This window comes from Mycoplasma sp. P36-A1, assembly GCF_049478495.1.
Taxonomy (GTDB): Bacteria; Bacillota_I; Bacilli_A; order JAJDGJ01; family JAJDGJ01; genus P36-A1.
The window spans coordinates 149,715-162,378 of record NZ_CP168083.1; the positions used below are offsets into that span (position 1 = coordinate 149,715).

14 protein-coding genes are annotated in these 12,664 nt (G+C 27.3%); 11 read left to right on the forward strand and 3 right to left on the reverse strand.

All coding sequences use genetic code 4. The annotated features are described in order from the left end of the window. Positions 1 to 133: 133 nt before the first annotated feature. Entirely contained in the window at positions 134 to 670 is a 537-nt protein-coding gene (locus ACD762_RS00690) for a GNAT family N-acetyltransferase (protein ID WP_423363899.1), read from the reverse strand. Positions 671 to 800: 130 nt separating this feature from the next. Here ACD762_RS00690 and ACD762_RS00695 point away from each other — a divergent pair, with 130 nt between their 5' ends. The 4 genes from ACD762_RS00695 to ACD762_RS00710 all read left to right on the forward strand — a co-directional run bounded on the left by ACD762_RS00695 (position 801) and on the right by ACD762_RS00710 (position 3,644). Further along, entirely contained in the window at positions 801 to 1,649 is an 849-nt protein-coding gene (locus tag ACD762_RS00695; protein ID WP_423363900.1) for a polysaccharide deacetylase family protein, read from the forward strand. Positions 1,650 to 1,653: 4 nt separating this feature from the next. After that, positions 1,654 to 2,169: a GNAT family N-acetyltransferase gene (locus tag ACD762_RS00700; protein ID WP_423363901.1), complete on the forward strand. Its 516-nt coding sequence runs from the start codon at positions 1,654 to 1,656 to the stop codon at positions 2,167 to 2,169. Between the two features lie 274 nt (positions 2,170 to 2,443). Continuing rightward, a complete protein-coding gene (locus tag ACD762_RS00705; RefSeq protein WP_423363902.1) occupies positions 2,444 to 3,337 on the forward strand; it encodes a PhzF family phenazine biosynthesis isomerase in 894 nt (297 codons plus the stop codon). A gap of 13 nt (positions 3,338 to 3,350) precedes the next feature. Continuing rightward, entirely contained in the window at positions 3,351 to 3,644 is a 294-nt protein-coding gene (locus tag ACD762_RS00710; protein ID WP_423363903.1) for a hypothetical protein, read from the forward strand. A gap of 76 nt (positions 3,645 to 3,720) precedes the next feature. Here ACD762_RS00710 and ACD762_RS00715 read toward each other — a convergent pair whose 3' ends face one another. After that, a complete protein-coding gene (locus ACD762_RS00715; RefSeq protein WP_423363905.1) occupies positions 3,721 to 4,545 on the reverse strand; it encodes an endonuclease VIII in 825 nt (274 codons plus the stop codon). 253 nt (positions 4,546 to 4,798) lie between these two features. Between ACD762_RS00715 and ACD762_RS00720 the strand changes: the two genes are divergently transcribed. After that, positions 4,799 to 5,350 (forward strand): DUF3793 family protein, encoded by a 552-nt coding sequence (locus ACD762_RS00720; protein WP_423363906.1) that lies wholly within the window; start codon positions 4,799 to 4,801, stop codon positions 5,348 to 5,350. A gap of 10 nt (positions 5,351 to 5,360) precedes the next feature. Beyond that, complete coding sequence (locus ACD762_RS00725) at positions 5,361 to 5,780, forward strand: flavodoxin (protein WP_423363907.1); 420 nt, start codon at positions 5,361 to 5,363, stop codon at positions 5,778 to 5,780. A 127-nt stretch (positions 5,781 to 5,907) separates the two neighbouring features. Here the strand turns inward: ACD762_RS00725 and ACD762_RS00730 are convergent, their stop codons facing one another. Further along, the gene (locus tag ACD762_RS00730) at positions 5,908 to 6,816 is read right to left on the reverse strand and encodes a hypothetical protein (protein ID WP_423363908.1); all 909 of its coding nucleotides are present in this window, start codon (positions 6,814 to 6,816) and stop codon (positions 5,908 to 5,910) included. A gap of 441 nt (positions 6,817 to 7,257) precedes the next feature. Here ACD762_RS00730 and ACD762_RS00735 point away from each other — a divergent pair, with 441 nt between their 5' ends. From ACD762_RS00735 to pyrH, 5 genes are all read left to right on the forward strand, one after another. Next, a complete protein-coding gene (locus tag ACD762_RS00735; protein ID WP_423363909.1) occupies positions 7,258 to 7,590 on the forward strand; it encodes a DUF6110 family protein in 333 nt (110 codons plus the stop codon). A gap of 56 nt (positions 7,591 to 7,646) precedes the next feature. After that, the gene (locus ACD762_RS00740; protein ID WP_423363910.1) at positions 7,647 to 9,788 is read left to right on the forward strand and encodes a heavy metal translocating P-type ATPase; all 2,142 of its coding nucleotides are present in this window, start codon (positions 7,647 to 7,649) and stop codon (positions 9,786 to 9,788) included. Positions 9,789 to 10,069: 281 nt separating this feature from the next. Further along, a complete protein-coding gene (rpsB, locus tag ACD762_RS00745; protein ID WP_423363911.1) occupies positions 10,070 to 10,918 on the forward strand; it encodes a 30S ribosomal protein S2 in 849 nt (282 codons plus the stop codon). An 82-nt stretch (positions 10,919 to 11,000) separates the two neighbouring features. Continuing rightward, positions 11,001 to 11,894 (forward strand): translation elongation factor Ts, encoded by an 894-nt coding sequence (tsf, locus tag ACD762_RS00750; RefSeq protein ID WP_423363912.1) that lies wholly within the window; start codon positions 11,001 to 11,003, stop codon positions 11,892 to 11,894. Between the two features lie 57 nt (positions 11,895 to 11,951). Further along, entirely contained in the window at positions 11,952 to 12,662 is a 711-nt protein-coding gene (pyrH, locus tag ACD762_RS00755) for a UMP kinase (RefSeq protein WP_423363913.1), read from the forward strand. Positions 12,663 to 12,664: the final 2 nt, after the last annotated feature.

The following is a 12,664-nucleotide window of genomic DNA, read 5'->3' on the forward strand; positions in this document are numbered from 1 at the left end:
CACTATAATTATAAGATATTTTGAATCATTAATTGTGTAATTTAAGCAAAAATAATTTATTATAATTAATAAATTAATCAAAAAAAGAACAGCTAGAATTAATATTCTAACTGCTTTATTGTATTATTTTAGTTTAATTGTTTTTATGATAAACCATAGAATCTAGTTCCGCATTAAATAATTTAACTCGTTCTACTACTTTAAAACCAAGTCTTTCATAATACTTTTCAACATCTTCTTTATATGTTTCAACTAATAAAGATAAATCTTTATCAGCATGATCTATTGCATATAAGAATAATTCTTTAGAAATTCCTTTACCACGATAGGCTGAATCTACTGCTAAAGAATCTAAATATATTGTATTAGGATAAGCTTCTATATCAAACTTATAACCATTATTTACAATTTTTTCCATATTTTCATTTAGCTTAGCTTCATCATTAGCTTCATAAAAAACTAGAGCACTAACAATTTTATTATCTAGTTCATAAACTAATATGTTCTTATAATAAAATTTAGTATCCGGTGTTTCTAAATATTCAAGAAGTAAAGCTTTTTGGGCTTTTAAATTCTTTGTTTTCAAGATATCTTCAAACAATACAGAAGAAGCTAATAAAATTAAATCTGCAATAGTATCAATATCTTTTAATTTTGCTATTCTAATCATAATAAATACCCCCTTATAGGAATATTGTAACATATTAGATATGTTTAAAATATAAATATTCAATAATGATATAAAAAATATTAAATAATGGTTTATAATAAGAGTATATTTTTATGATGGGGGATAAAATATGAAATTTATAAGAAAGAACAAATATTTAAGTATACTAATTATTTTATTATTAATTAGTAGTATTAATATACTGTTATTGAACAAAGCAAATAATGATGTATCAGCATTAAAAAAAGACTATGAAGCAATTAATAAGAAATATGTAGAAGTATCACAAGAAAATGAAAATATTAAATATGACTTATTAGAATTAAAAGCTAAAACAAAAGATAAAAAGAATTATAATAAAAGAAAGAATGAAAAAATAATCTATTTAACATTTGATGATGGTCCAAGTGACAACACTACTAAAATAATAGAAATACTTAAAAAGTATAATGTCAAAGCAACTTTCTTTGTTATTAATCATCAAGGGGATGAAAGATATAAAGCAATAATAGACTCAGGAAATGCAATAGGATTACATTCTTTTGCCCATAAATATGATATGTATGATAATGTTAATTTATTTATGAGTGATCTATCTAAAATACATAAAAGAGTATTAGATGCTACAGGTGTAGATGTTAAAAGTTTTAGGTTTGCAGGAGGTAGTTCTAATAGTTTTGTTAATGATAAAACTTTTACTGAAATAAAAAAAGAAACAATTATTAAAGGATATGATTATTATGATTGGAATTGTTCATCTGATGATGCAACAGCAGCATTAGTTAAGAAAAAGGATATTGTAAAAGCAGCAACTAGTTGTGATAACTTGAATCATATAAATCTATTAATGCATGATGCAGGTGCAAAAGATACAACTGTCGATGCTTTAAGTGATATAATTGAACATTATCAGAAGAAAGGATACTCTTTTGAGGTTATTGATAATAATGCAATGGCAATAAAACATAGAGTAAAATAAAAATATGGAAAAATATATAGAACAGATTCAATTAAGTGAAATAGATGAACTAATTAAAATGTCTAAAGAGAGTTATTTTGATACTTTTGATGGTACTTGTTCACATGAAGACATGCAAGATTATTTAAAAACAGCATATGATAAAACAAAACTACTAAAAGAATTAGAAAATCCTAACAGCTTTTTTTACTGGATAGTTGTAGGATCAAAAAAATCAGGGTATATAAAACTTAATATAGAACAAGCTCAAAGCGATGTCTTTGATCCAGTTGCCTTAGAAATTGAAAGACTATACATTCTAAAAGAGTTTAAAAGACATGGTTTAGGAAAGCTATTAATAGATTTTTCGATAACTAAAGCTCAAGAATTTAATAAGATTTTTATTTGGTTAGGAGTCTGGGAGCATAATATTCCAGCATTAAGTTTTTATAGTGATCAAGGCTTTTATAAAATTGGAGCACATCCATTTAAAGTCGGTGATGATATCCAAACTGATTTAATCTATCGAAAAGATTTATAAATAAGAGCTATATTTTTAAAATATTACATAAATGTAATTTTAAATGATGTTTAATTAAATGTTGTTATATAAATTTTATACTATAATATTTATATAAGGAGCTGATTAACATGCAAAAATTAAAAATAGCAGATGTATTTCAAACTATTTTAGGAATTATATTTATAGGTAATGATTATGATGGCATAAGTAAGTATAGTAATATTTGCAATGTGAATCATAAATAATTAATTTTTAAAAAAATAGAGATAAAACATATAAAAGAGGTGATATTATGGAATATAGATTTTTTTCAGTTGATGCTTTTACCAAAATTCCATTTAGTGGAAATCGGGCTGGAGTAGTACTAGATTGTTATTTTCTTAAAGATAATCAAATGTTAGATATAGCAAAAGAAGTTAATGCATCAGAAACAGCATTTATTATGAACTTAGCGAAAAATCAACCAATTCAAATTAGGTATTTCACAACATCTTGTGAAGTACCAATTTGTGGTCATGCTACAATAGCATCATTTTATACTTTAGCTAAACAAGGCTATATAAGTGAAGGTAACTACAAATTAAAGACATTAGCTGGTATAAAAGATGTAGAAGTTATAAAAGAAAAAGATGATTATTTAATTGGCTTGCACCAAGATTGTGTTGAATACATTAAAAATATCAATGAGTTAAAAAAACAAGTTTGTACAGGTTTAAATATTGATGAATCAGAACTATTAAGTGATTTGCCAATTACAATTTATACAACAGGTAATCCAAAAGCAATAATACCAGTAATTAGTGAAGAAGTTTTAGATAAAATTACTATAAACAAAGAAAAACTTATAGCTTTAAGCTCACTAATTGACTGCACTGGATTTCATGTCATAGCTTTAAACAATAATGATACTTATGATGTAGCTGGCAGAATGTTTGCACCAGCAAGTGGAATCGAAGAAGACCCAGTTACTGGAAATAGTGTTGGACCTATTGTGCAATATTTATTAGATAATGAATTAATAAATGGCGATAATATTGATTTAACTATAAAACAAGGTCAAGCAATAGAAAAACTTGGATATATAAAAGTAAATGCCAAAACTAATGGTAAAAAAATTGAACATATATCATATTATGGAAATGCTACTGTAACAATAGATGGTAGAATATATTTAAAAGATAAATAAGGAGTTGATGGATATGACATTTTTAGCTTTACTAACAGGATTAGGATCAATAGCAAACTTTATGGCTTTAAACAATAAATATTACGGTTTTGAAATAGGACTAGCAATTCAAATCATATTGCTAATAGTTACTATAATTGCAGCTGTAAGCTTTAAAGGTAAGAAAACAAGACCAGCTTACTTTCAATTTTTTGTCAGACATTTTACAGTGAGATTTGTAATTGTTTTTCTATCACTAGTTGGAAACTTATCAATGATTTTAGTGATTGGATTACAACTAAGTGGAAGAAACATGTTCTTTCAATAAAATAAGGTATTAAATAATAAATGAATATTAAAAAAGCTGTTAGCAATGATATAAATATCATGCTTACAGCTTTTTATTATAGTGATTGACATCTACTGCAATAGTAAATAGTACCTCCTAAAAAGTGACTTTTTTCAATAATACCACCACAATCAATACATTCATTATTCTTTGTATTTTTAGATAAAATGGTTTTATAGGAACCATATTTACCAAATATACGTTTTTCAGTATCCCTTCCATTTTTAGAAATCATATCATTTACAGTGTTTGTTAATGATTCATATAAAAACTTCTTTTCATTATAATCTAGTGACTCTAACTTCTTTTTAGGATGAATCTTTGCATTAAACAAGACATCCTGAATTACACCATTTCCAATACCTGGAAATTTATTATTATTTGTTAAAAAAGCTTTAACACTAGTTGTTGGGTTACTATTTTCTAATATATTTAAAAAATATTGTTCATTGAAAGCATCATCAGTAATGTTTGTGTTGTTCTTGCTTATTATATATTGATCATCATCATAATCACTTGAATGCAAGGCTATACGTCCATATAATGAAACAGTAAAATAAAGGATACTGTTATCATCAAATCGAATTAATAGCTGGTATTTATTTGGAATATTATCCATATTATTTAAATATCTAATATTAACTCCATCATTTAAAGTAAGAATTAAATCATTTTCAAAGATTATTTCTACATACATTCCAAAACCATTTGTACCAATAACTTTTTTATCTAATAATAAATTACTTATTAGACTAGGTTCTATATTAAAATCTGCAAAAGCATTTACGTTAGTAGGTGGCAAAACTGCTATAACCCTTTTATTTAATATAGTATCTTCTAAATCTTTTTGTGCCGTTAGTACCTCAGGTAATTCTAACATTTATATTCACTCCAATCGATTATCTTATTAATACTACTTACAAGTATCATAAAACATCCTAACCTTAAAATATATCAAAATGCATTAAACTTAATAAGTTTTAATCATATCTTAAGAATGTTATTGCATTAGTATAATAAATAATTATTATTTATATTTATTATAAAAAGCATTGACATTCTATTTATACTTGTTATAATTAAATTAGATTAGAACTATTCTAATTTATCAGTAGAGAGAGAGGAATGAAAATATGGATCCAAAGTTTGAAGAGGCTATTTTCTGGTTTGCAGCATGTACTTTAAAAAAGATAAAACCAGCTTCAATGTTTTCATGTAAACGAAAAGATTACAATAATTTAGATGATAGCATTAAATATTATCAAGAGTTATTATTACAATATGATTTAAAACTTGAAATAATTCAAGATAGAGGTCCTTTTGTATTATTATATCTTTATCGTCCAATTCACTTAGAAACAGTGTGGAAAAGAAATGAAGTAGCAGAATTTTTAACTACAAGAGGATATAGTAATAATATAGAAAGTAATTTAGTAATATTAAAAGAAAAGCTTCAAAAAAATAGCTTTCCACATGACATAGGTATCTTCCTAGGTTATGATGTTGATGATGTTAAAAGTTTTATTGAACATGAAGGTAAAAACTACAAATTAATTGGACCATGGAAAGTTTATCATAAAGAAGAAAATAAACAAAAGTTATTTTCAATGTTTTCTAGATGTACTGATAATTGTTTAGAATTATTTTATTCAGGACACGATTTGTGTTCAGTTATGCAAAATTAGGAGGATCAATATGGAAAAAGTACTTATATGTTACTGGTCTGGAACTGGTAATACTGAAATTATGGCAAATGCTATTGAACAAGGTTGTTTAGAAAGTGCTGATGTTACATTGGCAACTAGTGCAGAATCACCATCAGTAGAAGGGTATGATCGTGTAATATTTGGTTGTCCTTCAATGGGTGATGAAGTTTTAGAAGAAAGTGAATTTGAACCTTGGTTTTCATCAATTGAAACACAACTTTCACAGAAAAAGATTGCATTATTTGGATCTTATGGATGGGGAGATGGACAATGGATGAGAGATTGGGAAGAAAGAGTAATGACATTAGGTGTTGATTTATATGAACCAACTCTAATTATGAATTACACTCCAGATGCTACACAAACAGAAGAGTGTGTGCAATATGGAAGAGATTTTATGAAATACTAATTTGAATCTTTACAAATAATCCTTTAAGAAAATTAATATAATATAATTGTACATTTTATAACTATAAAGAATATGGCTACAGCCATATTCTTTTCTTAAGCATTAAAAAAAGTGCATTTAGCACTTTTTATGATCTGATAGCTTTACCTTTATTGTTGTACTTGTAGTTTCTATTACTTGCAGTTTTACCTTTTGCATTATATGTTTTAATCACTCTATATGCATTACCATTTTTATTAGATTTTAATTGACCACTTTTGTTATAGGTATAAGTTCTTCTAGAAGTAATCTTATTGTTATTATAATACCAAATAGTTCTGTTTAACTTTTTACCGTTTTTTCTATAGTTAGTAAAAGTTCTTCTAGTGCTATTATTAGTTTTCACATCTCTGCGGTAATCTTTACTCATAGTTAATTTGTTACTTTTATTATATGTATATAAAACATGAGTATATCTAACTGTATGTGATTTACCATTTGTAGTATAAACATTACGATAATAAGATTTTCTAGTTAACTTTCCAGCTGTATTGTATGTTTTATAGAAATACTTATTATAAACTATTGCATCACTTTTTAATTTTTTCCCATCGTAATAGCTATATTTTTTACTGATTTTACCATTACTATAATAATAGTATTTTCGATAATTTGTAATTAACCTATTGTTGTTTCTCTTATATTCGTGATATTCAGTTTTTTTACTGTTTTTATCATACTTAGTTGTGTTAAGTAAATAATCTTTATTATTATGAATTAAATAGACATCAACAGTTGAAAGTTGTGAACAGTTTCCAACTACTTTTGTAGCTTCTTTATCACTATTATTTAAAACTTTACATTTAGCTGCATTATAGTTATATTTTGTGATAGTTTTTTTATTACTACTAATAACAGTTTTACTACTATTGTAATAATGAGTTGTCTTATCACTATAACCATAAGTAGTTTTACTACTAGCACTAATATTATTACTAAAAGCAAAAGCTAATGTAAGGATAAATATATATAGTGAGATTTTTCTTGTGTTTTTCATAGTACTCTCCCGATATTATATTTTGATTTTATATTTAACTTTATTATACATACAGTTTTAGACAATTACTAGAATTACAGAACATTAATTTATAATTTTAAATAATAATAAGGCAATTTTTTATAAAAAGATATGAAAATAAGAAGTTATGCAACATGAAAAACAATAACCTTTTAATAATAAAATGTTAACATTTAAAATAATTGTTAATTAAATATAAACGTAAACAAACTTTAATATAAAAAATAGAATATTATTATAATAAATAGATATAAAAACTTTACTAATAGTAATATTGATTATTAATATATTAATTAATATAATATAAAGTATCATATTAGCATCAAAAAGGGTATTTTGGTATTATGTATTTAATGAAATAAATTGAAATTACTTTTATTATTTAAGTAATTTAATAAGAGATAAAGGAGGACTTAAAATATGTCAAAAGTATTTAAAAAAGCAAAACACATTACAACAGATTCTTGTGAGGTAATGGCAGATAAAGTTCATAATTCAGATAGTTATTCTAAATCAGGATTATTTACAGCAGGAGCAGTCTTTGCAACATGTGGTGTAAAAATATTAACTAGTAAAGAGGCAAAAAAATGTTATGCTAAAATAACTGCTAAGGCTTTGAAAGCTAAAGATTGCGTAGTTAAAACAGCTAATAAACTACAAGAAAATGCAGAAGATATTGTTGCTGAAGCAAAAGTTATTAATGAGCAATGCGATAAAGAATCAAAAAATGAAGTGGTAGAAGATAAAGCATAAGTTATTTAAGGTAACCATCTGGTTACCTTATTTTTGCAAGAAAGGAGAAATACAGCATGAAATATGTTATAAAACACGATGTGAAAAATCGTATGCGTGTTCAAGTGCTTAATCAACAGCTAAGTATTAATGATGCTGATGCACTTGTATTTCATTTAGAACAAAATAACCAAATAGAAAGTATAAAAGTAAATGAGCAAACTGGATCAATTGTTTTAAAGTATCAATCAGATAAAACATATATAAAAAATTTATTAGCATGTTTAGATATAAGCAGTCTAAAATTACCTGCAGAAATAATAGATTCATCTTCTAGAGAATTAAATACTCAGTATAAAGAAAAGCTAATTACTAAAGTAGCTCTACGTGGATTTATGAAATATATATTTCCATCGGTATTTATCTTTACACCAGGATTAATGATAATTCCATTAACATTTCTAAATATTATGACAGCATTGCGTTCAATAGACTTTATTAAAGCAGGAATTGCTGTAGCAAGAAAAGGAAAACTAGAAGTTCCAATTTTAGATGCTACAGCCATTACAATGGCAATCATTAGAAAGGATATACCAACAGCAAGCTCTATAATGTTTATGCTAGATATAGGTGAATTACTAGAAGAGTGGACACATAAAAAATCTGTTGGTGATCTGGCTAGATCACTAACTTTAAATGTTGGCAAGGTTTGGCAAGTTAAAGATGAAAATTTAATATTAGTTGAACCATCAGACATTAAGGCAAAAGATATTGTTAATGTAACTGCAGGTAATGTTATTCCATTTGATGGTATTGTAGTTTCAGGAGAAGCAACTATTAATCAGACCTCACTTACTGGAGAATCTGAACCTGTATTTAAAAGATTAGATAGTATTGTCTATGCAGGAACAGTATTAGAAGAAGGTGAATTAAGATTAGAGGTTAGAGAAGGTAAAGGACAATCTAGATTTGAAAGAATATCTAAAATGATTGAGGATAATGAAAAATTAAAATCTGTTGAAGAAAGTAAAGCAGAACATATGGCTGATCGCTTAGTACCAGTAACATTTCTAGCAACAGGTTTAGTTTATCTTGTAACAAGAAATATAACTAAGGCATTAGCTGTTTTAATGGTAGACTATTCATGCGCTTTAAAATTAGCGATGCCAGTTACTGTTTTAGAAGCAATGTCAGAAGCAAGTAAACATGGTATTAGAGTAAAAGGTGGTATATATCTAGAAAATATGGCCGAAGCAACTACAATTGTTTTTGATAAAACAGGGACAATAACTAAAGCGATACCTAATGTAGTAGATGTTATATCTTTTAATGAAAAATCAAGTGATGAAATGCTTAGAATATCGGCATGTTTAGAAGAACATTTTCCACATTCAATGGCAAAAGCAGTTGTAAAAGCTGCAGAAAGAAAAAATCTTGAGCATGCTGAAATGCATTCTAAAGTTGATTATGTTGTCGCTCATGGTATTAGAACAACAATCAATGGAGTAAATGTTATCATAGGTAGTAAACACTTTGTTTTTGAGGATGAAAACACTAAAATTCCAAAAGGAAAAAATAAAATGTTTGCTGACTTACCTACAATTTATTCACATTTATATCTTGCAATTGATGGATATTTAGCAGCAGTCATTTTAATAGAAGATCCAATTAGGGCTGAGGCAGCTTCAACAATAAAACAATTAAGTGAATTAGGCTTTAATAAAATAGTGATGATGACAGGTGATAGTGAACATATAGCTAAAAATATTGCTAAGCAAGTTGGAATTAAAGAATTCTATGCTGAGGTATTACCAGATGATAAAGCTACATTTGTTCAAAAATGTGTTGATAATGGTGAAAAAGTAGTAATGATAGGTGATGGAATAAATGATTCACCTGCTTTATCAGCCTCAAGTGTTGGTATTGCAATAAGTGATGGTGCTGAGATAGCAAGAGAGGTATCAGATATTACCATTGCTGCAGATGATTTAGAAGAATTAGTTGCATTAAGACAATTAAGTGTTGGAATGATGCAAAGAGTTAAAAAGAATTATTTTGAAATTATTGGATTTAATACTCTTTTAATTGCTTTAGGTGTTACAGGTAAGATTCAACCAACAACATCAGCATTACTACACAATACCTCAACATTATTAATAACAGTAAATGGAATGAAAAATATAATTCCAGAACCAGAGCATACACATTATTTTAACTAATATACAATAATTAAAGAGCAGTAAGATGCTCTTTTTTTATTAGATATTTATTTATAAATATAAACAAAAAAATATATTAAGTTATCTAAAATTATTAAAGGAAGAAATAAGAAAAATATCTAGTGTATTTAATCAATATCAGTATTGATATTAGCTAAAAGGTATGATACAATTAATAAGGTTAATTTATTAAACATACTATGGATTCTTTGTCCTTGTTGCCTTAGGGTTGGATAGAGTTAGAAGTAGTAGAGGTTCAAGAAAGAAAGGAAACTAAAAACATGTCAGTAGTATCAATGAAAAAATTATTAGAAGCTGGTGTACATTTCGGTCACCAAACAAGAAGATGGAATCCAAAAATGGCTCCATTTATCTACACATCAAGAAATGATATTTATATCATCGACTTACAAAAAACAACAAGAAAAATCGATGAGTCTTATAAAGCAATTAAAACAATTGCTGAAAAAGGTGGAAAAGTATTATTTGTTGGAACAAAAAAACAAGCTCAAGAAGCTGTAAAAACAGAAGCTTTAAGATCAGGATCATTCTTTGTTAACACAAGATGGCTTGGAGGAACTTTAACAAACTTCAAAACTATTAAATTAAGAATTAATAGACTTAAAGAAATCGAAACAATGGAAGAAGACGGAACATTCGATTTACTTCCTAAAAAAGAAGTTATTAAAATTAAAAAAGAACAAGCTAGATTAGAAAAATTCCTAGGTGGAATCAAAGAAATGAAAAAAATGCCAGATGCAATTTTCGTTGTTGATCCTAAAGTGGAAAGAAATGCTGTATTAGAAGCAAGAAAATTAAAAATCCCTGTATTCGGTATTGTAGATACTAACTGCGATCCTGATGATGTTGATTTTGTAATTCCTGCAAATGATGATGCAATCAGAGCTGTTAAACTTATTATTACTGCTATGGCTGATGCTGTAGTTGAATCTAAAGGTGGAACTCTTGAAGTAGCTTATACTAAAGATGAACCTTCAACTGATCGTCGTCCAAACAGAAATAACAACGACAACAGAGGAAATAGAAATTATAATAACAATAGAGATAATAACTATAACAATAACAATAATAGAAGAAACTATAACAACGACAGAAACGAAAATAAATAATTTCGCATAAAGCTGTAAGATATATCAAAAATGAAGCTTTGTCTTCATTTTTTTATTAAAAATATAAGGAGGACGTGCTAAAATGAAAATTACTGCACAAATGGTTAAAGAATTAAGAGAAATAACTGGAGCTGGTATCTTAGATACTAAAAAAGCTTTAGAAGCAAACGATGGAGATATCGAAGCAAGTATAACTTGGTTAAGAGAAAAAGGAATTGCAAAAGCTGCAAAAAAAGCGAGTAGAGTTGCAGCTGAAGGGCTTACTAAAATAGTAGTTAATGGAAATGAAGCTGTTATCTGTGAAATTAACTCAGAAACTGACTTTGTTGCTAAAAATGAACAATTCATTAATTTAATTACAGATGTTGCAACACATTTATTAGCAACTAAACCTGCTAATGTTGAAGCTGCAATGGCAACTGAAATTGAAGGTAAATCATTAAATCAATATTTAGCTGAAGCAACATCTACAATTGGAGAAAAAATTACTTTAAGAAGATTTGAAGTTATTACTAAAGCTGATAATGCTGCATTTGGAGCTTATTCACACATGGGTGGAAAAATTGGAGCTTTAGTTGTTATTGATGGAACTACAGATGCTGATAGTGCTAAAGACGTTGCAATGCATGTTGCTGCAATGAATCCTACATTTATTTCAAGAGATGAAATATCTGCAGATTTTATTGAAAAAGAAAGACATGTACAATTAGAAATTACTAAAAATGATCCTAAAACTGCTAACAAACCTGAAAAAGTACTTGTTGGAATTGTAGAAGGAAAATTAAATAAACAACTAAAAGAAATTTGCTTGGTTGATCAAGTATTTGTTAAAAATTCTGATCAAACAGTTGGTGAATTTGTGAAATCTTTAAATGGAACTATCGTAAAAATGGTACGTTATGCTGTTGGTGAAGGAATTGAGAAAAAAGTAGATAACTTTGCTGAAGAAGTAATGAGTCAAGTAAACGCTAAATAGTTTTTAAAGGCACTTATGTGCCTTTTCGTTTAGTTATATAACCTGGAGGTAACACAAATGTATAAGAGAGTTTTATTAAAACTTAGCGGTGAAGCATTAGGCGGAGACAAAACTGGTATAGACAGTGCCTGCATCATCGAAATTGCACATGAAATAAAAGAAGCTTATGAAACAGGTGTCGAAATTGCTGTTGTAGTTGGTGGTGGAAACATTTGGCGTGGTAAAACTGGTGAGCAAATAGGTATGGAAAGAAGTAGTGGAGATTACATGGGTATGTTGGCAACAATCATGAATGCTCTAGCTGTTCAAAATGCCTTAGATAGTATTGGAGTGGATAGTAGAGTACAAACTTCACTTCAAATTAATCAAGTTGCAGAACCTTTTATTAGAAAACGTGCAATTAGACATTTAGAAAAAGATCGCATTGTTATTTTTGGTGGAGGAACTGGATTACCTTATTTCTCAACAGATACTACAGCTGCTGTAAGAGCTGCAGAAATAAATGCTGATGCAATATTAATGGCCAAAAATGGAACAGATGGTGTATATGACAAAGACCCAAACAAATTTCCAGATGCAAAGAAATATGAAAAACTAACATTTATGAAAATGTTAGAACAAGGATTAGAAGTAATAGATACTACTGCTGCAGCTATGTGTATGGATAATGATATAGACTTAGTAGTATTTGATATGAATAAAAAGGGAAATATTAAAAAAGCCGTTTCTGGTGAAGTAGACGGAACTTTAATATCAAAGGAGATGTAAAT